General features: G+C 73.4%; 19 protein-coding genes and 1 pseudogene. 4 read left to right on the top strand and 16 right to left on the bottom strand.

Translation table 11 applies throughout. The features are described 5' to 3' along the window. Window positions 1-51: 51 nt before the first annotated feature. Both OG904_RS16285 and OG904_RS16280 read right to left on the bottom strand, forming a co-directional pair. A complete protein-coding gene (locus OG904_RS16285) occupies window positions 52-288 on the bottom strand; it encodes a DUF397 domain-containing protein (protein WP_328300083.1) in 237 nt (78 codons plus the stop codon). A 104-nt stretch (window positions 289-392) separates the two neighbouring features. Then, window positions 393-2,462 carry an FUSC family protein gene (locus OG904_RS16280; protein ID WP_405491546.1) on the bottom strand — a complete coding sequence of 690 codons (2,070 nt, stop codon included), beginning with the start codon at window positions 2,460-2,462 and terminating at the stop codon, window positions 393-395. Window positions 2,463-2,592: 130 nt separating this feature from the next. Between OG904_RS16280 and tatA the strand changes: the two genes are divergently transcribed. Next, the gene (gene tatA / locus OG904_RS16275) at window positions 2,593-2,787 is read left to right on the top strand and encodes a Sec-independent protein translocase subunit TatA (protein ID WP_405491544.1); all 195 of its coding nucleotides are present in this window, start codon (window positions 2,593-2,595) and stop codon (window positions 2,785-2,787) included. 152 nt (window positions 2,788-2,939) lie between these two features. Here tatA and OG904_RS16270 read toward each other — a convergent pair whose 3' ends face one another. Further along, window positions 2,940-4,106 (bottom strand): DUF2786 domain-containing protein, encoded by a 1,167-nt coding sequence (locus OG904_RS16270; RefSeq protein ID WP_405491542.1) that lies wholly within the window; start codon window positions 4,104-4,106, stop codon window positions 2,940-2,942. Between the two features lie 214 nt (window positions 4,107-4,320). Between OG904_RS16270 and OG904_RS16265 the strand changes: the two genes are divergently transcribed. Then, a complete protein-coding gene (locus tag OG904_RS16265) occupies window positions 4,321-5,979 on the top strand; it encodes a bifunctional 3'-5' exonuclease/DNA polymerase (protein WP_405491540.1) in 1,659 nt (552 codons plus the stop codon). Window positions 5,980-6,059: 80 nt separating this feature from the next. Here OG904_RS16265 and OG904_RS16260 read toward each other — a convergent pair whose 3' ends face one another. The 4 genes from OG904_RS16260 to OG904_RS16245 form a co-directional block, all read right to left on the bottom strand. Further along, window positions 6,060-7,340 (bottom strand): hypothetical protein, encoded by a 1,281-nt coding sequence (locus tag OG904_RS16260; RefSeq protein ID WP_405491538.1) that lies wholly within the window; start codon window positions 7,338-7,340, stop codon window positions 6,060-6,062. Between the two features lie 122 nt (window positions 7,341-7,462). Continuing rightward, window positions 7,463-7,975: a SigE family RNA polymerase sigma factor gene (locus OG904_RS16255; protein WP_405491536.1), complete on the bottom strand. Its 513-nt coding sequence runs from the start codon at window positions 7,973-7,975 to the stop codon at window positions 7,463-7,465. 66 nt (window positions 7,976-8,041) lie between these two features. Beyond that, the gene (locus tag OG904_RS16250) at window positions 8,042-8,566 is read right to left on the bottom strand and encodes a GNAT family N-acetyltransferase (protein ID WP_405491534.1); all 525 of its coding nucleotides are present in this window, start codon (window positions 8,564-8,566) and stop codon (window positions 8,042-8,044) included. A 126-nt stretch (window positions 8,567-8,692) separates the two neighbouring features. Further along, a complete protein-coding gene (locus OG904_RS16245) occupies window positions 8,693-9,850 on the bottom strand; it encodes a serine hydrolase domain-containing protein (protein ID WP_405498053.1) in 1,158 nt (385 codons plus the stop codon). A 338-nt stretch (window positions 9,851-10,188) separates the two neighbouring features. Here OG904_RS16245 and OG904_RS16240 point away from each other — a divergent pair, with 338 nt between their 5' ends. Beyond that, the gene (locus OG904_RS16240; RefSeq protein ID WP_405498051.1) at window positions 10,189-11,931 is read left to right on the top strand and encodes a hypothetical protein; all 1,743 of its coding nucleotides are present in this window, start codon (window positions 10,189-10,191) and stop codon (window positions 11,929-11,931) included. Here the strand turns inward: OG904_RS16240 and OG904_RS16235 are convergent. Both OG904_RS16235 and OG904_RS16230 read right to left on the bottom strand, forming a co-directional pair. After that, complete coding sequence (locus OG904_RS16235) at window positions 11,899-14,334, bottom strand: NB-ARC domain-containing protein (RefSeq protein WP_405491532.1); 2,436 nt, start codon at window positions 14,332-14,334, stop codon at window positions 11,899-11,901. The genes OG904_RS16240 and OG904_RS16235 overlap by 33 nt on opposite strands. A gap of 106 nt (window positions 14,335-14,440) precedes the next feature. Further along, complete coding sequence (locus tag OG904_RS16230) at window positions 14,441-14,719, bottom strand: TetR/AcrR family transcriptional regulator C-terminal domain-containing protein (protein WP_405491530.1); 279 nt, start codon at window positions 14,717-14,719, stop codon at window positions 14,441-14,443. Between the two features lie 139 nt (window positions 14,720-14,858). Between OG904_RS16230 and OG904_RS16225 the strand changes: the two genes are divergently transcribed. Further along, window positions 14,859-15,365 (top strand): DinB family protein, encoded by a 507-nt coding sequence (locus OG904_RS16225; protein ID WP_405491528.1) that lies wholly within the window; start codon window positions 14,859-14,861, stop codon window positions 15,363-15,365. A 463-nt stretch (window positions 15,366-15,828) separates the two neighbouring features. Here the strand turns inward: OG904_RS16225 and OG904_RS16220 are convergent, their stop codons facing one another. The 7 genes and pseudogenes from OG904_RS16220 to OG904_RS16190 all read right to left on the bottom strand — a co-directional run bounded on the left by OG904_RS16220 (window position 15,829) and on the right by OG904_RS16190 (window position 20,620). Further along, window positions 15,829-16,068, bottom strand: coding sequence for a hypothetical protein (locus OG904_RS16220; RefSeq protein WP_405491526.1), 240 nt, complete (start codon window positions 16,066-16,068; stop codon window positions 15,829-15,831). 13 nt (window positions 16,069-16,081) lie between these two features. Beyond that, window positions 16,082-17,191, bottom strand: coding sequence for a hypothetical protein (locus OG904_RS16215; RefSeq protein ID WP_405498413.1), 1,110 nt, complete (start codon window positions 17,189-17,191; stop codon window positions 16,082-16,084). Window positions 17,192-17,278: 87 nt separating this feature from the next. Beyond that, window positions 17,279-17,563 (bottom strand): annotated as a pseudogene (locus OG904_RS16210) (WhiB family transcriptional regulator); the annotation flags it as partial. A gap of 127 nt (window positions 17,564-17,690) precedes the next feature. Further along, window positions 17,691-18,305, bottom strand: coding sequence for a hypothetical protein (locus OG904_RS16205; RefSeq protein WP_405491524.1), 615 nt, complete (start codon window positions 18,303-18,305; stop codon window positions 17,691-17,693). Next, window positions 18,302-19,357 carry a hypothetical protein gene (locus tag OG904_RS16200; RefSeq protein ID WP_405491522.1) on the bottom strand — a complete coding sequence of 352 codons (1,056 nt, stop codon included), beginning with the start codon at window positions 19,355-19,357 and terminating at the stop codon, window positions 18,302-18,304. The genes OG904_RS16205 and OG904_RS16200 overlap by 4 nt, the downstream gene beginning before the upstream one ends. Next, window positions 19,354-19,974 (bottom strand): hypothetical protein, encoded by a 621-nt coding sequence (locus OG904_RS16195; protein WP_405491520.1) that lies wholly within the window; start codon window positions 19,972-19,974, stop codon window positions 19,354-19,356. The genes OG904_RS16200 and OG904_RS16195 overlap by 4 nt, the downstream gene beginning before the upstream one ends. 31 nt (window positions 19,975-20,005) lie before the next feature. Beyond that, entirely contained in the window at window positions 20,006-20,620 is a 615-nt protein-coding gene (locus OG904_RS16190) for a hypothetical protein (RefSeq protein WP_405491518.1), read from the bottom strand. Window positions 20,621-20,630 lie beyond the last annotated feature (10 nt).

Genomic DNA, 20,630 nt, shown 5'->3' with positions numbered 1-20,630 from the left:
TCCCGGCCAGTGCACGTGCATGGCTTGATCCTTTGCGCGGATCCGTGATTCTCAGCTGATCAGGTGATCGAACTCGCCGTCCTTGACACCCAGCAGCAGCGCTTCTATCTCGGCCGGCGTGTACACGAGCGCCGGTCCGTCCGGAAACCGCGAGTTGCGCATGGCAACCTCGCCTCCCGGCAGTTTCGCGAACTCCACACAGGAACCCTGCGAGTTGCTGTGTCTGCTCTTCTGCCAGGTCACCCCGTCAAGCTCTGCAGCTGCCATCCCGTTGTACGCGTGGTCCACAGGAAGCCCCCGATAGTGCAGATGTCAACTGCACCGGATCATAGCCGTGTTCATGAACGCCTGCATGGGCAGATGCACGTGCACGAACGGAGGCCCCGGTGCCGCTAGGGCCCGGGCTCCTTGGGGGGCGGGGGGCGCAGGGCCTCGGAGACCTCCTCCAGGGATTCCAGCAGCTGCCCCGCCGCTCCGTGCAGAACGCCCTGCTCCGGGGCGTCCCAGCCTGCCAGCACCGCGCGGACCCCGTCCCATTCGGGCACCTTCCGCTCCCGGACCGCCTTCGCGCCGGCCTCCGTCGCCGAGCGCAGCACCCGGGCCAGCTCGGCCGCGCCCGGGGCCGGAGCCTGCGCCCGGTCCGGGAAGTGCGCCTCCAGCAGCATCGCGTGACGGCCCATGGCGGCCAGGGCCCGGCCCGCGTCCTCGGCGGCCGCGGCGGAGATCCCGCGGTGGCGCACCGGCTCCCCGGCCGCCCGGTCCACCGCCTCCTGCCAGGCGACCCGGGCGTCCCGGGCGGCCAGCAGCGCCTCCCGCACGTCCGCGCGCCGGGCCCCGGCCGGGTCGGCGTACTGCCCGAGCACGGCCGCCGCGTACCGCCCGCCGGCGGCCACCCAGTCGGCCAGGCGGGTCCGCAGCCGCGGGGTCTCCCAGGCCGGGTAGACGGCGTAGGCGAGCATCGCGAGGACTCCGCCGACCAGGGTGAGGGCGACGCGGTCGGGCACGGTCTGGTCCCAGCGGACTCCGCCCATGCCGAGCAGGAAGACGACGTAGGCCGAGACGCAGACCATCGCGACGGCGTACCCGGTGCGCATGAGGGTGTACATCAGACCCGCGCTGATGACGGCGAGCAGTCCGGAGAGGTACATCCCCGGGTGCGCGAGCTGGACGACGGCGGTAGCGAGGGCGACCCCGACCAGGGTGCCGCCGAAGCGGGCGACCGCGCGGGTGTAGGTCTGCGTGAAATCGGGCCGCATGACCATGACGGAGGCCATCGGGGCCCAGTAGGCGTGGCCGAGCGGCAGCGCGTGGCCGATGCCGTAGCCGGCGCAGGCGACGGCGGTGACCCGCAGCGCGTGCCGCAGGATCGGCGATCCGGGGCGCAGCTCGGCCCGTACGGCGGCCAGCACCATCGGCGCGAGCGCGGGCAGGGTGGGCCGCAGCATCGACTCGCCGGGATCGGCGGTGCGACCGGAGCCCGGCTCGGCGGTGTCGAGCACGTCGTCCAGCAGGGCTGCGAGCCGTCGCGCGGCCCGCAGCGGGGCGCCCTGGAACAGGTCGGCGGTGTCGGGTGCCTTCAGCACCGCGAGGGCCGGTGCGGGCAGCCGTACCGCCTCCCCGTGCCGGATCGCGGAAGCGGCGGCGTCCAGGACCGACCCGGCGGCGGCGAGCAGTTCCCGCACCCGGTCCCGCGCCGGGCCCTCGGCCGGGGCCCCGACCGCCGGGTCGGCCAGCGAGGCCAGCACCGGCCGGATCCGCTCCGCGAGCCCCCGCGCCCCGTGCAGTTCGGCCGGGCGGCGGCGGGCCTGGCGGAGCGTCACGGTCGCGGCGTCCCGCGCCCTCATCAGCGGCTGCGGGTCGAAGGAGGCGGCCGGGTCCTGGCGCAGGCGGCGCGCGTAGTCGGCCTCGGCGGCGAGCGCGTCGGCCAGCGCGTCGCGCTGGGCGCCCCAGCGGCGGACGGGAAAGAGCACGATCAGCGCTGCCTGGACCACCCCGCCGGCGGCGATCATCGCGGCGTGCCCGGCGGCCTGCGGCACCGAGGTGGGCAGGGTGACGGTGACGAGCATGATCGCGACGTTGCCGGAGGCGATCATGCCGGCGGTGGGCCCGGCCGCCCACATCAGGCCTGCCAGGAAGCTCCAGACGGCGAGCAGCAGCATGAAGGCCAGGACGTGCGAGGAGCCGACGAGGTAGCCGATGAAGGTGGAGACGGCCAGGGTCAGCCCGGCGGCCAGCGCCAGGACGGGGCGCGGCCGCCAGCTCTGCTGGAAGGTGGCGATGGCCGCCATGTACGCCCCGAAGGCGGAGCTGGCGGCGGCGCCCGGCCCGAGCAGGGCGAGGCTCACACCGATGACGATCGCGAGCCCGGCGGCGGCGCGGAGGGCGATGAGGGGCTGGAGACGGGTCCGCTCGACCCGCAGTCCGGATCGGGCGGTGTCCTTCAGCGCCCGGACCCAGCTCATGGCACCGAGGGTAGCCCGGCTTCAGGTGTTCTTCAGATATGACGTGATCTATGGCGTTGTGCCCGGACACGCCCCATCATCAGCCAGTCGGCACACGGCCGACCCCGTCCGGAAGGTGGAGGACCGACCCATGCTCAGGAACGGCCTGGAGCCCTGGCACGTCGTCATCGTCGTGCTCGTCTGTCTGATGCTGTTCGGCTCGAAGAAGCTGCCCGAAATGGCCCGTGGCCTGGGCCGATCGGCCCGCATCCTGAAGTCGGAGGCCCGCGCCCTCCGCGAGGACGTCCCGGCTCCCGCGGCACATTCCAGCCCGGCCGGCGATTGAGGCGGTCTGTTCGGCCCCGCCGGCGATTGCGGCGGTCTGTGTTCAGCCCCGCCGGCGATTGAGGCGGTCTGTGTTCAGCCCCGCCGGCGAATGAGGCGGTCTGTGTCCGGCCCCGCCCGCGATCGAGGCGCACGTGCCGGGGAGGGGTGCAACTACCCCCGGAGGGACGGGCGGCTGCCCTCCGCCATGTGCGCCCGGTCGGCCGCCGCCGTCCCGTCCTCCCAGCCCGCGAGGTCGGTGGCCCCGCGCAGCCGGGTCGTCGTGGTCCGGGGGAACATCTCCTCGGCCCGCGAGGTGACGGCCACGTCCCGGGCCACGAGCGCGGGCAGGTTGTCGGGGGCCTCGGCCACCGTGTGCTCGGCCGTCTCGGCCAGCCGCTGGCCGAGCCGGCTCGCGTAGGCCAGCAGGAAGGACTGCCGGAAGGTCTTGGTGCGCTTGCGCCCGCCCGCCCGCTGACCGGCCTCGGCCCGGGTCATGGCGGCGGTGCCCTGCACGAGCAGCGAGGTGTAGAGCAGTTCCACGGCCTCCAGGTCGCTCTCGAAGCCGACGACGGTGGAGAACTCGTAGGCGCTGTTCCACACGGACCGGCACCGGTTCGCGCCCGCCACGGCATCGAGCAGCACCGCCTTGGCCTCCTCGTACGGGGCCTCGACGCCGATCCGGCAGGCGCCGGGTATCTGCTTGACGCCGCTCTTGACCGCGAGCAGGGCCTCGTCCACGGTGTGCCGGGCCATGAGCTCCTGCGCCTTGGCGCTGAGCGCCTCCGCCTCCTCCGGGAACGTGGTCGCCTCGGCCTTCGCGAGGAGCGCCCGGATCCGGCCCAGCATGCGGGGCTCGATGTGCGCGTGTTCGAGTCCGTCGGTCGCGTCCCCCGGCAGCGGCCCGACCGGCTCGATGGACGGCAGCCGGATCAGCAGCCGGAACACCTCCAGTACGGCGGTCGCCAGGCTGAAGCGGTCGGTCCGCTCCCGTTGCGCGAGCTGCTCGCCGTACCGCGTGTCGTCCCCCCACCACACCTCGGCGTCGCTCCAGCGCTCGGGGAGCCGGGCGTAGCGCCGCGCTTCGGCGGCGACCAGGTCCCCGGCGATCCGTGCGTGAGGCTGCTCCAGGTCCCGGCGCACGAGGCGCAGTACGTCGTCCGGCCGCCAGCCCCGCTCCCAGGCCTGGCGCACGTACTCCTCCCCGCGCGCGAGCAGCGCCTGGCCGACTCCGGCCCACCGCTCCCCCTCGGCGACGAGCACCGACGCCCCGGCGTCCAGCCCGGCGTCGTCCTGGTTGTACAGCGCGGCCTCGCAGGCCCGGTCGACGATGTCTCTCACACCGTCCAGCTTGGCATGCCCGCCTCCCCGCCCCGCACCGGGAACGGGCGTGGCCCGCCCCTCCCGGGGCTCCGCCCCGGACCCCGCTCCTCGATCGCCGGAGGGGCTGGATTTTCTGCCGGCGTTCGAGGCGCGGGGGTCCGGGGGCCGGCCCCCGGGAGCGGCGCCGCGCGGCGCACCGCCACTGTCAGCCCCCGGTGGGACCATCGCACGCATGACCGAGCACAGCCCCCGGTGGGCCCTGGCCGAGGACGGCGACGGCCAGTGGCACGCCACGTCACTGGACCCCACCGCGGGCGGCCCCCGCATCACCACCACCGACCCCGCGGACGCGATCCGCGCCGCCCCCGCCGGGACCCGCTGGGTCTGGCGGTCCACCCCCGCCGTGTACCCCCGGCTGCTCGCCGCCGGCGCCCGCGTCGAGCGCTGCCACGACATCGAGGACGCCGAGCTCCTGCTCCTCGCCCACGAGGGCCGCCTCGGCGAACCGCGTTCGGCCGCCGCCGCCTGGGCCCGCCTGACGAACGCCCCCGTACCGTCCGACCCCCCGCAGCGCGCCGCGGAGCCCGGCAGCCAGCACTCCCTCTTCGACCCCCAGCCCGCCCCCGTACCGCTCGACGCCCTCGTCGCCGTCCACGCCGACCAGGCGAAACGGCTCGACGCCACCGCCCACCCCGACCGGATGCGGCTGCTCGTGGCCTCCGAGTCGGCGGCCTTCCTCGTGGCCGCCGAGATGAACCGCGCCGGGCTGCCCTGGCGGGCCGACGTGCACCGGGCACTGCTCACGGAGCTGCTCGGCGAGCGGTACGCGGGCCGCGGTCAGCCCCGCCGGCTCGCCGAGCTCGCCGACGCCGTCTCCGCCGCGTTCGGCCGCCGCGTACGGCCCGAGCTGCCCGCAGATGTGATCAAGGCCTTCGCGGAGGCCGGGATCAAGCTCAAGTCCACCCGCCGCTGGGAGATCCAGGACGTGGACCACCCCGCCGTGGAACCCCTCCTGGAGTTCAAGAAGCTGTACCGCATCTACACCGCCCACGGCTGGTCCTGGCTCGCGGACTGGGTCCACGACGGCCGCTTCCGCCCCGAGTTCATCCCCGGCGGCACCTACACCGGCCGCTGGGTCACCAACGGCGGCGGTGCCCTGCAGATCCCCAAGGTGATCCGCCGGGCCGTCGTCGCCGACCCCGGCTGGCGGCTCGTCGTGGCCGACGCCGACCAGATGGAGCCGCGGGTGCTCGCCGCCATCTCCCGCGACCCCGCGTTCATGGACGTGGCCGGCCGCCCGGAGGACCTCTACACCTCCATCTCCCGTCAGGGCTTCTCCGGCGACCGGGACATGGCGAAGATCGCCGTGCTCGGCGCGGTGTACGGGCAGACCTCCGGGGACGGCCTGAAGAACCTGGCCGCGCTCCGCCGCCGCTTCCCCCGGGCCGTGGCCTACGTGGACGACGCCGCGAAGGCGGGCGAGGAGGGACGGCTCGTACGGACCTGGCTGGGCCGGACCTGTCCGCCGCCGGCCGACGCCGCGGACGCCGAGGAGGCCCCCGACGGCTGGGTGCCGAGCTACGCCTCGACCGATGCGCGGGCGCGCGGCCGCTTCACCCGCAACTTCGTGGTGCAGGGCAGCGCCGCGGACTGGGCGCTGCTGCTGCTCGCGGCCCTGCGCCGGTCGATCGCGGAGGCCGGGATGCGGGCCGAGCTCGTCTTCTTCCAGCACGACGAGGTCATCGTGCACTGCCCGCAGGAGGAGGCGCAGGCGGTGGTGGAGGCGATCCGCGCGGCGGGCGATCTCGCGGGCCGGATCACCTTCGGCGAGACTCCGGTCCGCTTCCCGTTCACCACCGCGGTCGTCGAGTGCTACGCGGACGCGAAGTAGGCCGGTCCGCCCCGAATCCCGGAATCCCGGGATCCCGGAAGCCCGAGATCCCGGAATGCCGAGATCCCGAATTCGCGAGTTCAGTACCCGAACCCGGCCCACTTCGGGCTCGTGGCCATCTCCTTCAGCCGCTGCATCGTGAGCGCCGGCTCCTTGCGGGTCGGAGCGCCCTTCAGCGTCTTGGTGTTGTACGCCGACACGATCACCCGGGTCCCGTTCGTCCGCAGCACCTCCACGCTCCACCAGGCCGAGCCCGCGGCCTCGCCGCGCCGCTGGTGGGTCAGGATCTTCGTCCCGTCCGGGAGCGTCTCCGCGGCGTTGAACAGGTCGGCCCACGTGCCCGGCCGGTCCTTGCTGTCGGGCTGGATCTGGAGGTCGACCAGCGACTGGCCCTTGCCGTCGTCGAGCACGAAGTAGGCGAGCTGCGCGTCGAACTCCTCCCGGCCGGCGACCGGGATCCCGTACCCGCTCAGCAGCTGGTCCAGCGCGTCCGCCGCCTTCGACCCCGGCACGGCCGGTTCCTCCGGCTCCGCCGGGGCGGCCGGCAGGTCCTTCAGGGCCGGCACCCACAGTGGTGAGGTGGTGAAGGCCTTGAGCTGCGCGAGCGTCAGCGGCGGCGTGCTCCGGGAGACGGGCGCGCCCTTCTGGGCGGCCGCGTTGAACTCCTGCACGTCGACCAGGTACCCCTGCGGGGTGACCATCGTGGCGCGCCAGTTCTTCGTGTCCACCCGGCGGTCGGGGTACTCGTAGCCCTGGAAGAGCATGAGCGTCGAGCCGTCCGCGAGCTTCTCCGTGGTGCAACCGTCGTACGCCTGAAGGATCTTGGACGGGCACTTCACCGCCTGCCCGGCGCTGTGTCCCTTCGGGTCCGTGCGCGAGAGGCCCACGCTGACGGCGCCCTTGCCCCGGCCGTCGTCGAAGACCCCGGCCACCGCCGGACCGGGCGCCTCGCCCGTGCCCCGCGCCGTGGCCCCGGTGACCTCGCCGCCCGGCAGCAGCTGCTTGAACACCTCGATCAGCCGCTCGGCGGAGACGGCCCCGGTGCCGACGCGCTTGTTCGCCGCCTGGTCGCGGAGCTCGCCCGGGGTCGACGCGCTCGGCGCCGGCGAGGTCGGCTTCGGGGCGTCCGCCACGTTCGCGGGACCGCCGGAGCCGTCCCCGCCGAGCAGCCCGCCCGCGTAGGCCCCGGCCGTGGCGATCACCGCCAGGGCGAGCGTCGATCCGCCGATCACGGAGGCCCTGCGGCGGGCCACCAGCCGCCTGCCCCGCCGCTCCCCGGCCTCGGCGAGGCCGCGGCCGTCGGCCGTGAAGGTGTCTCCCGCACGCCGGAGGGCTTCACCGAGCTCATCTTCAAAGGGCATGCGGAATCAAACCTTCCGTCCAAGAGTCGTGTGGTGATGGGGAGTTGAAGAGAGGGGTGAAAGGAATGGGGGAATGGGGGAATGGGGAGTGACCCGAGCGGCGGGCCGTGCGGCCCGCCCGCTCAGCGTTCCGCGAACTCCACGAGCGAGCCGCCCAGTTGTTCCCGCAGCCGGGCCAGCGCCCGCGAGCTCCGGGTGCGGACCGCCGCCGAGCTGACGTTCATCGCGTCGGCGGTCTCCTCGACGCTGCGGTCCTCCCAGTACCGAAGCACCAGCACCGCCCGGTCCTTCGGCGCCAGCCGCCCCAGCGCCTGCAGCAGGGTCAGCCGCAGCGTCGGGTCGCCGCCCTCGGCCGCCGCGCCCGGATCGGGGAGCTCCCCGACCGGGCGCTCCCCCGTCGACCGGCGGCGCTGGTGCGTCAGGAAGGCCCGTACCAGCACGGTTTGCGCGTACGCCGCGGGATTGTCTATCCGCGTGATGCGCCCCCAGAGCAGGTACATGCGCCCCAGGGTCTCCTGTACGAGATCCTCCGCGAGGTGGGTGTCACCGCTCGTCAGCAGACAGGCCGACCGGTACAGGTGCGCCGATCTGCCCGTCGCGAACTCACGGAACCCGTCTCTGCGACCCTGCCGCATCCGCTCCCCCTCGCGTCCGTCTCACTCCAACGACGCGACGGAGGCCCCGGAATGTTTCAGCCGTTCTCAAACCTTCTCGGAGAGGTCGTGGAAGTACATGTGGAATTCCTCGCGCACGAAGCCCTCCGCCTCGTACAGCCCCTGCGCGAGGTGGTTGTCGTACGCCGTCTCCAGCTGCACGCCCGACACCCCGGCCTCCCGCGCCCGGCGCAGCACCTCGCGCAGCAGCGCGCGGCCCGCGCCCGTACGGCGGCCGGCCGGTGCGACGTACAGGTCGCCCAGCAGCCATGCGGGCCGCATCGCCAGCGAGGAGAAGATCGGGTAGACCTGGGTGAAGCCGACCGTGCCCGCGCCCGGGACCTCGGCGAGCAGGACGAAGGAATCGCCGGCCCCGATCCGTTCCGCCAGGAAGGCGCGCGGGCGCTCCGGGTCCTCGACCTCCACATCGTAGAACTCCAGGTAGCCGCGGAAGAGCTCGGCGGCGACGTCCAGATCCGCCTCGCCCGCCTCGCGCAGGACCACCTCGGCCGGGCCCCCGGCCGCGTCCCCGCCCACCCGCTCCGCCCCGCCCCGCATCGTCCGACCGCTCATGTCGCTCTCCCTAGTCCACTCCCGCGCGCCGTTGCCCATTGTGCGCGGGGGGTCGGACAGACACGCCGCGGCCCCACGCCGGGGGTGGCCGACGGGGGACCTTGGGGGCGGAGGCGGCCCTGGCCGTCAGTGGTCGCCGGTGACGGGCTGGGCCGGCAGGGTGTAGACGTGGTCCGGGGTGACGATCTTGGTGATCGCCTGGCCGAACAGGGTGCTCGGCTCCTCGCCCTCGGCGGAGATGTCGGTGTTGAGGAGGACGACCAGGGTGGCCTTGTACTGCGGGTCGTAGATGGTCAGCGTCTGGTAGCCGGGGATCGAACCGTTGTGCCCGATCCAGCCCTGGACGTTGAAGATGCCCAGTCCGTAGCCGGTGCCCGGGAGGGCGTTGACCACCTTGAGGCGCTGGGCCTGGGTGGCCTTGGTCAGCAGCTCACCCGTGGCCAGTACCTTGGCCCACTGCCGCAGGTCCTGGAGGTCGGAGATCATCGCTCCGGCGGCCCAGCCCCACGAGGGGTTCCAGTCGGCGGCGTCCTCGACCTTCCCGGAGGCCGTCTGGTCCGTGTACCCCTGGGCGTGCGGGTCCGGGAACTCGGCACCGGCCGGGAAGACGGTGTGCTTCAGCCCGGCGGGCTCGATGACCTCCTTCGTGATGTAGTCGGCCAGCTTCTGGCCGCTGACCTTCTCCACGACGAGGCCGAGCAGGATGAGGTTGGTGTTGCAGTAGTAGAACTTCGCGTTCGGCGCGGAGAGCACCGGGTGCTTGAAGGCGTACTCGAGCAGCTCCTGCGGGGTGAAGGGCCGTCGGGGATTGCTGGTCAGCGCCTTGTAGAAGTCCTCGTCGGCGGAGTAGCTGAACAGCCCGCTGCGCATCTCGGCCAGCTCGCGCAAGGTGATCAGCTCGCCGTTGGGAACCCCGTCGATGTACTTGCCGATGGGGTCGTCCAGCCCGATCTTGTGCTCGTCGACCAGCTTCAGCAGCGCGGTCACGGTGAAGGTCTTGGTCTCGCTGCCGATCCGCATGTTGAGGTTGTCGGTCATGGGCGCACGGGTGGCCTTGTCGGCCACGCCGAAGGCCCGTACGTACTCGCCCTTGCCCGGCGCCGACAGGGCCACTTGTACCCCGGGCACCTTGGCATCGGTCATCACTTTCCGGATGGCGGCGTCCAACTTCCGGGCCATGGCCGGGTTGAGCTGCGGAAACGTGTCGGAGGCGGCCTGACTGCTCGCCGCCGGGGGTGTCGGGGCGTCCACCGCGTACCCGGCACCGGCCCCCACGGGCACCATGAGGAGCCCCACGGCGGCTGCTCCCACAGCCGCCCTGCGCAACCGTGTCGTGCTCACCCGTCCAACGTAGCCCCGGCCCCGGGGCCGGGCGACCGGAGCGGCCGGGCACCCCAGTACCGTGTACCGGGCCCGGCCGGCTCATGCGTGCCGACGACGGGATCGAACGGGAACTGGTCAGTCCGCACGGGATGCGATAGGGGCACTGTGGAGCGATCCGCGATCCGCGATCCGCGATCCGCGATCCGCGATCCGCGATCCGCGATCCGCGATCCGCGATCCGCGATCCGCGATCCGCGACGGTGAACAGGGCGGGCGGCACGTAGTTTTCCGGGGTGGCCATGCACACCACCCCGCCTAGCCCGGCCGACTCGGCCGGCCCGGCCGCCGCCGGAGCCCGGGTCGGAGCCGACTCCGGCTCCGCCGCCGACCGCTGGGCCACGTTCCGCGCCGAACGCACCCTGGTCGTCGCCGCCCGTACCGTCACCTCGACCGTGCGCGTCCTCGAGTGCCTGCCCGCCCTCGTCCGCGACGACGGCCGGATCTCCGTCGTCTTCGCCCACGACCCCACCTCGGCCTTCAGCGAAGGGGTCCTCGACCTCCTCCACGACGCGGGCTGCCGCGTCATCCCCTGGGACCGGATCCCCGAGGCCGCCCCCGACCTCATCCTCTCCGCCAGCGAGAACATCGACGTCCCGGCCGGCGACTGCCCCGTCCTCGTCCTCCCGCACGGCGTCGGCTTCCAGAAGCTGGTCCCCGATTCCCGCGCCTCCCGGGTCCGCCTGTCCGGTCTCGTCCCGGACGCCCTCCTCGAAGCCGGCCGCGCCTGGCTCGCCGTCTCCCACCCCGGCCAGGAGGAGCAGCTCCGCACCGCGCACCCCAAGACCGCCGGGCACACCCTCCTCGTCGGCGACCCCTGCTTCGACGAGCTCCTCGCCGCCCTGCCCCGGCGCTCCGCGCACCGGCGGGCCCTCGGGGTGGCGGACGACCACCGGCTCGTCCTGATCAGCTCCACCTGGGCCCGGTCCTCCCTCATCGGGCAGGACCCGAAGCTGCCCGCGAGGCTGCTCGCCGCGCTGCCGTACGACGAGTACCGGGTCGCCCTGGTCCTGCACCCCAACGTCTGGTCCCGGCACGGGGCCTGGCAGCTGCGCACCTCCCAGCTGGCCTCCGCCCTCGACGCCGGCCTGCTCCTGATCCCGCCGGTCCACGACTGGCGGTCCGCGCTCGTCGCCGCCGACCTGGTGATCGGCGACCACGGCTCCGTGACCCTGTACGGAGCCGCGCTCGGCTCCCCGGTGCTGCTCGGCGCCTTCGGCGAGGAGTCCGTCCCCGGCACGGCCGCCGCCTCGCTGGCCCGCCTCGCACCCCGGCTGGAGCCCGGCGCGCGGGGTACGGAGCTGGCGGCGCGGGTCGCCGCCGCCATCGAGGGGTACGAGCCCGGGCGCTACGCCCCCGTCGCGCGGCAGGCCTTCGCCGAGCCGGGGCTGGCCCACGCCCGGCTGCGCGGCGCCCTGTACCGGCTGCTGCGGCTGGCGGAACCGGACTCCGCCGCGCCGTGCGCCCCGGCCCTCGCGCTCCCCGGGCCGGTCCGCGCCACGCCCTGCACCGCGTGGCGGGTGAGCACCGAGGTCACCGCCGAAGCCGTCCTGGTACGCCGTTTCCCCGCGGCGGCCGGGGAGCCGGACCGGGACGGCGCCGACCCCGCCCGCACACACCTGGCCTGCGAGGACACCGAGCCGGACCGGCGCCTGGCCGAGAGCGCCTCCGTGGTGCTCGGCCGCGCCGCCGGGGACCCGGCACGCTGGATCGCGGACACCCTGGAGGCCTGGCCCGGCGCCGTGCTGGCGGCGGTGGCCACGGGCCCGGGCCCGGGCGCAGCCGCCGTGCTCGTCGGGCTGCGCGACGGCCGGACCCTGGCCGTCAGCGGCTCCGGTGACCCGGGGCTCGCCGCGGCCGCCGTGTACGCCTGCCTGCGCTCGGGCCGGCCCCTCGCCGACGCGGAGGTGCCGCTGCGGCTGGGGACGGCCGGGGCGCGAAGGCTCGTACGCCTACGGTTCGAGGGCGCGCAGCCGCTCCCGTAGCGCCGCCGTGAGGGGGCTGCCGCCCGCCTCGTGGATCTCCAGCGCCCGCGCCAGGTCCGCCGCGAGGTCGGTCCGGTCGCCGCCCGGCCGCTCCGCGAGGTCCGCGAGGGCCAGCAGCGCCTCGGCCTCGTAGTGCGCGGCCCCCTCCCGCGCGAGGACCCGTACGGCCTCGCGCAGTTCGGCCGCCGCCCGCGCGGCGTCGCCGAGGTGGTCGTGGGTCCGGCCCAGGGCGATGCCAGCCCGGGCCGCCATCCGCCGGTCCGGCTCCGCCCCGGCGAGGAAGGCCTCCCGCGCCCGGGTCAGGGTCTCCAGCGCCCGGGCCGGATCCCCTGCGGCGTCCTGCGCGCGGCCGAGGAAGAGCAGGGCGATGGCCGCTCCCCGGGCCTCGCCGGCCTCGGTGTTGAGCTCCAGCGAGCGCTCGTACGCCTCGATGGCGCGGGACGGCTCGACGCGGTCCCGGTAGCGGCCGAGGAACTCCATGACGGAGGCCCGCAGTACGGTCCGGTCGGCCACCTCGGCGCAGGCCACGGCCTTCTCCAGCTCCCTGCGCGCCTGCGCGAGCTCGCCCAGGTCCATCAGCGGCCGCGACAGCATGCTCCGCAGCCGTGCCTCGGCCGCCGGTACGAGGTCCCCGGCGGCGGCCGCGGCGCCCAGTTCGAGGGATTCGCGCCAGTCCCCGAGGTGGCGGCGGTACAGGAAGAGCGCGGTGAAGCCCTCCGCGAGCTGCCACACGGGCGTGCACAGCCCGAGTCCGGAGGCCTCGCGCAGGACCGCGACGATCCCGGCCCGCTCCGCCTCCAGCCACGCCAGCGCCTCCTCGCGCCCGGCGCCGCCCCCGGCGAAGGGGCTCGGCTCCGGCCCGGGATCGAAGTCGGCGATCCGCAGCCGCTCGGCCCGTACGGCCCGGTCGGCGTGGCCGACGCGCACGACGTAGCTCCGCGCGACCCGCTCCACGAGCTCCCGGTGACTGCCCGGGCCCTCCTCCGCGTCGGCCCGCTCGCGCGCGTGCAGCCGTACGAGGTCGTGCATCCGGTAGCGCTGCTGTCCGTACTCCAGGAGGCGGGCGTCCTGGAGCGCGTCGAGCAGCTCCAGGGTCTCCTCCGCACCCAGGTCTGCGGCGGCCGCGGCGGTACCGGCGTCGAAGCTGCGGCAGGGCAGCCGTCCCAGTCGGCGGTACAACAGGGCTTCTGCGGGCCCCAGTTGCCGGTACGCGGAATCGAAGACGCCGGAGACGGACACCGTGCTCTCCCCTCGGAGGGACATCGCGGACAGCCGGCGGGAATCGTCGGCCAGTTCCGCGGCGAGCCCCGCGAGCGTCAGCCGGCGGGTGGTCAGCAGCCGGGCCGCCACGATGTGCAGGGCCACGGGCAGCCCGCCGCACAGCGCGACGAGCCGCTCGGCCGCCTCCGGCTCGGCGGCGATCGCCCGCTCCCCGCAGCGGTCGGCGAGGATCAGCAGCGCGCTCGCGGTGGTCAGCGGCTCCAGGTCCAGCGGCCGGGCCCCGTCGGCGAACAGCTCCGTGAGCCGGGCGCTGCTGCTGGTGACCACCAGCGCGCTGCCCGCACCCCGCGGGATCAGGGCCCTGACCTGCGCGGGGTCGCTGACGTCGTCGAGCATGAGCAGCATCCGCCGGCCCGCGGACCGCTGCCGGTACAGCCGGGTGCGTTCGGCCAGCGAGTGCGGGAGGTACTCCTCCTCGACCCCCAGGGACCGCAGGCACATCCCGACGGCGGCCGAGACGTCCCCGCCGCCGGCCGGACCGCGCAGCGCGGCGAAGTCCACGTAGAGCTGCCCGTCCGGGAAGCGGGAGCGCGAGGCGTGCGCCCAGCGGGTCGCCGTCGCGGTCTTCCCGACTCCGGGCGCGCCGCCCAGCAGGAGGACGCTGACGTGGTCGGCTCCTTCGGGGATCAGCCCGTCGATCTCGGCGAGTTCGCCGGTGCGGTTGTGGAAGCGCGTGCGCAGCGCGGGGATCTCGTCGGGCACCTCGACGGCCTTGGCCACCGGGGCGTGGTAGTTCACCCCGCCGTGGATCACGGCCCCCTGGTACACCCCGTACTGGGTCCCGGAGTTGACCCCCAATCCGGGCGGTCCGCCGAACCCGCCGAGCTGGGCGAGCTCGCCGAGCAGCGTCCTGAGCTCGGCCTCGGCTCCGGGCCGCTCCAGGAGCACGCGGAGCAGTCCCGCGCGCCACGCGTCCTGGTCCGCTCCGGCGAGCGCGTCGACGGTCGCGAGCTCCGCGCCCGCCGCAGGCTCCGCGCCGCCCGCGGCGCCGGTCCCCGCGCCCTCACCGCGGCGTCCGAGGAAACGTGCCACCCGCCCCTTGGCCGACTCCCAGCCGTCGGAGACGGCCAGCCCCACGAACTGCGCGGCCGCCGCCGCGGCAAGCGCCGCCAACTCCTCCACAGAGCCCCCCTCACACGCGTCGCCACCGGCCGCTTCCACCGTAAGGAGACGGCCCGGCCACGCCCCTGCATAGCCCACCCCCGGGCGCGCCGCCCCGGTTTCCGGCTCAATTGGCCCGATAGGCCCGCAGGAAGGCGGCCACACCGCCTTCGATCAGGTGGTCGGTGCGCTCCGGGGGCAGCGGGAGCACGCCGTAGTGGGAGAGCTGCACGATGGAGTGCGAGGTCAGCGCCATGAAGTGGGCGCTCGCCAGGGAAGGGTCGCCGTGTACGTCGTCGCCGTCCCTCTCGTCACAGAAGACCCCGTCCTCGCCGACGTGCACGGTCGAGCCGTCGTCACCGGCCTCGTTCTGGTGGCCGACATGCCACGGCGGATACACGATCACGGGGGCGGAGCTACCGGCGCACGAGTCGCGCATCCGCCCCTGGACCCCGCGACGAGCCTGCGCCCCTCACCACCTGCGCCCAGCCCCCCAGGCCCCCGGAGTTGGACACGGTCCGCACGCCCGGGTGATGCTTCGCCCGATGACCAGAATCGACGACACACCTCCCGCGTGGGACGAGCGCACGCAGCTCACCACGTTCCTCGACTACACCCGCGACACCGCCCGCGCCAAGTGCGAGGGCGTCTCCGCGGAGAACGCCCGCAAGGCGGTCCTGCCGGGCTCCCCGCTGATGACCATGAGCGGGGTGATCAACCACCTTCGCTGGGTCGAGTACTACTGGTTCCGGGTGGTCCTCCTCGGCGAGGAGGACCAGGCCCCCTGGACCGACGAGGACCCAGACCGCGAGATGCGCATCGCCGTCGACTTCCCCCTGACCCAACTGCTCGACGAATACGCCGAACACAGCGCCCGCCACCGCGAACTGGCCGCCGCAACCAGCCTGGACACCCGGGCCAAACGCCCCGTACGCGACGGCCTCCACGTCGACCTCCGCTGGATCCTCCTCCACCTCACCGAGGAAACGGCCCGCCACAACGGCCACCTGGACATCCTGCGCGAGCTCCTCGACGGCACGACCGGCGGCTGAGACCCACAACGCCGACCAGCCCAGTCCTGGCGGACCTCGCGGACCTCACCGACCCCTGACCGGGGCCTATGAGCCGGAGGTTGACCAGCGTCCACAGGCCACGGCCACCCCGGGACCAGCTCGATCGGGGCGGCTGCGCCGCAGGCCCATTCACACCTGCGATGTCGAGGTCGCCAGGAGGTCAGCGCCTCTGCCCGAGAGCCGCAGCAGATTGACATGCTGACCACCCGTAACCGCCGCCCCCGGACGCTGATCGCGCGCTTGATTCGAACCCGAGACCTACGCATCACGAGGCCCGACCAAATCGTCCCGAGTACTGCAGCCCTGTGCCAGAGAATCCTGTTTCCCCAGTCACGGCAGGCGCCCCGGCGCCTGGGCCAGGCGGCGCGGGAGCACGGCCGAGGGCCGGGGCCGGTTGCCGGGGCCGGTTGCCGGGGCCGGGCCTTGGTGGATGGGGAGCGGCTCAGTCCACGGGTTCCGTGGTTCCGTCCGGGTGGATCAGGAGGCGGATCGTGCCACCGTAGCGGTCGTCGCTGATCGTCACCAGGGCCGGCCCGCCCATCTGCTGGGCGCGCTGCTGGAGGATCGCGATGATGACCTCCTGGATGTCGACGTACAGCGGCGCGGTCACGGGCACGCCGTCGATGAGTCCCGCGCTCTGTGAGAAGACGCGGACTTCGGCGGGCGGGTGCATGAGATGCATGGTGCGGACCCCTTCAGGAGCTCGCGGCGTATTCGCCGGTGGACGGAACGGCCAGGGCGTACCTGCCGCGGGATACGCGCAGCAGGCGGCCCGCCTGGGTCATGGCGGACAGGGCGTTGCTGACCGACTTCGCCGGTTGCCGGTACGCCCCCCGGGGCAGCGCCAGCAGGACGTCCCGGCCGGTGAACGGCCCCGGGAAGGAGATCACCGCCTGTTCGACGGCCTGCCGCAGGCTCGGCGTGGTCGACGGGTCCGGCGTGAACGCGCCCCCGGAAGCGAAGTCCGGAACGGAGCGCAGCGGCGCGTCGCGCCGGAAGCCGTCACCGGGCCGGACGGGAACGTGCCGCTGGGGCGCGTCGGCAGCGTACTGGTCGATGTGGAGGCCGAGTTCGCACAGGGCAGTGTGCACGGCACCCAGTTCCGATCGGTACGGGGAGCCGCCGACCCGAACGCTGCCGCCCGGGGTGCCGCCCGGGGTGCCGCCCGGGGTGCCGCCCGGGGTGCCGCCGCCCAGGACCCCGTCGTCCGGTGCGGTGCTCAGCACCGCCGTGAGCACCTCGATCTGGCGAATCGATTCGGCAAGCCGGTTCAGCAGAGGTTCGAAGATGTCCTGCCGCAGCGCGCCGAGCGGATCACTGGTCACGAGCTCCACGCTCACCGATCCGGTGAGCCCGCCGGCCGCCGGGGGGTACGGGCCGTCGTCCCCCGATGCCGTACGCCACGCCACGAGGTGCCGGCGCACCTCGCCCAAGGCCTCGAGGAGTTGGGGCCTTACCCTGCCCGCGGGCATGCGGACCAGCATCGCCGCGATCTGCTCGGTGACTTCCAGGGTGGACAGCGTGGAGCGCACCAGGGGACCGAGTACGGCCGTCTGTATGGCGCGGGACGGATCGTCGAGTGAGAAAGTGATCCGTTCGCCTGCCGGGGCCGCCATCGATACCTCGTCCATGTTGACTCGCTGTTGACCTCCGTGCGGCTCTCCACATGCCGCGACGCGGTGTGCCTTGCCATCGTCCGGGCCGACCGGACCCGCTCCCGCACTCGTGGCCGCCGACAGCGCGGGCCGGTTCACCCAGTGCTCCTGCAGCGCCTGGAACGCGGTGAGGACGACGCCGACCTCCACGTGGCGCCCCCCGCGGTCCGGCCAGAGCGCCAGCCGTCCCTGTGCGTCACCGATTCCGATCCGCCGCCGGATCCACCGCCGGTCCTGCCGGGTGGTGCCCGCCGCGTACCCACCGGGATCGCTCTGGGCGACGGCGTCACGAAGGCATTCCGCCCAGAGGGGGCAGGAGGAGCAGAGCTGCCGGGCCGCGTGGGTGAGGGCCTGGCGCCTTCGCGTCTGGAGCGGAGGCCCCGCCCTACCCGCGGGCGGGTTCGTGAGCAGCGGCTGGCCGAAAATGTCGGGCCGCCGCTGGCATGGCAGAAGGGTGGCGGCGCCGACCGCCTGAACGGATGTCGGCGGCGTCCTGTGCGTTCTGTGGACTGTCGTGACCATAAAAAGATTTCCCCCGAAGCGATCAAGACTTACGGGGACTTTAGGTCAGGCGAGTTGGCGTCGGCAAAGTTGTCTCAGATGGAGTCCTGTGCCTGGCCAGCACCACAAGTGACGGTTCATCAATCAACTAGCTGTCCGTGGTGACCGTCGATACGGCGCGTCGCGCGAAACGGCGCTTCACCCACTCCATGCGCCGCCGTGCTGAGCCGATACCGCCTCCGCGAGCCGCCAGTACCAGGATCAGGCCGAGGAATCCGAGAGGGACGGTGAGGGCCGGAAGAACCGTTCCCACCCCGGAAGTCACGAGGAGGACCAGGTCGGCGGCCACCACGGTGATGCCGCGGCGGCCGGGATGGTCCTTGACCATCCAAGCCCCGAGCAGGGCCATCGCGGCGAGCGCCCAGTATCCGAACACGGCCTGCCCGCTGAGCAGTCCGTCCGCCTGACCACGGGCGATCTCGGCCGCGGACGCGAAGTAGCCGGCGACCGCGGCGGTGACGAGCGTCGAGGCGAGCGCGAGCAGCAACTGCCCACGGCGGCGCATCAGCCATAGCAGCGCGGAGAGGACCAGCAGCCCGCACACCGTGACGAACGAGGACATGCTGCTCGAGGCGAGCACGAAGAGGGTGTAGGCACCGGCCAGCCCGAAAACGATCCGGCGGAGCAGCCGCACGGCCCACGCGTCGTCGCGCTCCTGACGCACGAAGCGGCGGACGGAGTCGAGGGAGGGGCGAGACGTCATGCCGGACCGTCCATTCCTGTGGCGAGGGGGCGGGGTACGAGGGCCGGATCGGCCAAGGGGCCGGCACCGGTGCCCGGTGCGGGGGTCACGGCCCGGGTGGTCTTGAGCGGCTGCTTGAAACCCACCTGCCAGAGCGGGGTGCGCACGCTCTTCGACGGGGCTTGCAGCTCAGGCGCCTTGACGGCCTCGGCCTCGGCCTGCCCCGGGGCGAATACCTCCGAGATCTCGTCGATCCGCGCCTTGCGCACCTCGGGGGCCTCGGCGGCGAAGCCCTGCGGGTCGATGTAGCGCGGGAGGGTCGGGTCGTTGAACTGCGCGACGGCACGCACCGCGTCGGTTCCGGCCTCGGCCCGGGTCACCTCCGGCCACTTCTGATCGGGCTCGTAGGCGAAGTGGATGTTGTGCAGGCCGACGTCGGGGTTCTCGCAGAGCGCGCCCAACTCCTGCTGGTGGAGGATCGACCGGGTGTCGGCGCTCTGCCCGAACACGATGGCCCGGCCTTCGGCCAACCCGGCGTACGTTTCGGAGATCTTGGCCCAGGTGGCCTTGGCGTAGCCCGGCTGGAAGCCTGCTCCCTCACCACCGAGGGCCCTGATGACTGCAGGTTCCCACAGGAACATGTCGTCGAGTTCACGACCGCCTTGGGTCGTTTCCAGCGTCTGTGCCGCACCGGGATGGGTCTCGTTCTGCTCGGCCGCCCACTCTTCCGCGATGAAGCGCTGGGACAGGAACGGGGTGCCCCACTCGTTCAGCGGCGCGTCTGGGTGCTCGATGCCGTACGACCAGAAGGCGCTGATCGGCTTCGTCCCGTCGGGCGGAGTGAGCTTCGCCTTGTCCGCGGCCAGTTTGTCGATGTACTGCTTCTGCTTCGACTCCGCGGGCCTCTCGCCCGTCGCCGGCTTGTCCGTCAGTCCTGCCGCTGCGGCAGCCGCCCTGATGCGCCGTGCGACGGATCCCGGCCTGCGTGCGGCCTCCTGGGACGCCGCCTCCCGGGCGTTCGCTCGGCGCAGGGAGCCTTCCTCAATGTGTTTCGGTATCGGTTCCGGGCTCACAGCCGTCCAATCTTCAGAGGACGGGGATAGACGTCGAGGTGCATGTTGACCACGCCGATACCGGACCCGTCGGCGGTTCCGATCGCGGGGGTGATGGTCAGGCTGGCTAGGGCGCCGTCCGGAGCAGCGAGCTCCCAATAGGCGATGTGGTACGGAGTCTTGTCCTCCAGCCGGTCCTCCACACTGGGGATCGCATACTCACCGAGCTCATCGGGGAAGGAGATGGAGTCCCAGGCGCCGTCCCAGGCCGGTTCCCCGAGCACGGAGGACACGGCGTCGCGGTAGAGCGGCCAGACCCGATCGGCCTCGGCCAGAACCTGGGGGTTGTCCGCCGCCCTTCCGGCGCGCTCCCCCCAGACCCAGTGGGAGAGGCTCTGCACGGGCGCCCAGCTGCCACCCCTGGCGTTCAACACGAACTCGCCCCCGGTGTCGGTCAGCACGTTGAGGACGTACTCGAACTGGGTGGGCGTCCACCCGAACTGGCCGCACCACATGTCCAGGCCCTTTCCGGGCAGGGGCGGGCCGTTCCAGACGGTCTCCCAGTGCACGTCGGCCAGCCCGCGCAGCTCGGTGACCAGCTCCTGCGGGGTCCGGTTCACCGGCGGTTCAAAGGCCATCTGGCTGTCTCTCTTTCTCGCGTCTCGTACGTCACAGCCGCCAGCCGGGGCCACCGATCGGATGGGGGTCGGCCGGACCGTGGAAGGTGAGATTGATCGTGCCACCTCCCCGGCCCAGGCCCGTCCGGCAGTGCAGGTCGAGCACGATCACCGGGGCGAGCGGGTTGGCGTATCTCCACTGCGCGAGCCGGTACGGGGCGCGGTGCGCCAGCCGCTCTTCGGCGTCGCCCCACCGGCCGGGAGCGGGCGGCACCGGGAAGCCGGGGCTGTCCCAGGCGCCCTCCCAGCCAGGGGGGCCCAACAGGGTGGCCATCTGGGCGAGGTGGGCGGCGTAGCGGTCGAGGGCGACCGCCACGAGGCCCGTGTCCTCGGACGTCGCGTCCTCCCTGACCTTCCAGACGGTGTACGACGCGTAGGTCACGGGCCGGCCGGGCGCGGCCAGGTGCAGGCGGCCGCCCCGGCGCGTACGGACCCACAGGCCCGCCTCGAGCCAGAGCGGCTGCCACCCGAACTCCGCACACCACTCGCGGCGCTCGGCCTCGTCCGCCGGGATCCCGTCCCAGACGGTGCGCCAGTCCACGCGCAGGAGCGCGCCCAGCTCGGCGGCGAGCTCCCGCGGCGAGTGGTCGCTGATCACGCTTGCCATGGTCGGGGCC

Source organism: Streptomyces sp. NBC_00096 (assembly GCF_045041305.1).
In the GTDB taxonomy this organism is placed as follows: domain Bacteria; phylum Actinomycetota; class Actinomycetes; order Streptomycetales; family Streptomycetaceae; genus Streptomyces.
Note: the sequence above shows the minus strand (reverse complement) of the source record. Positions and strands in the feature narration are given on the sequence as shown.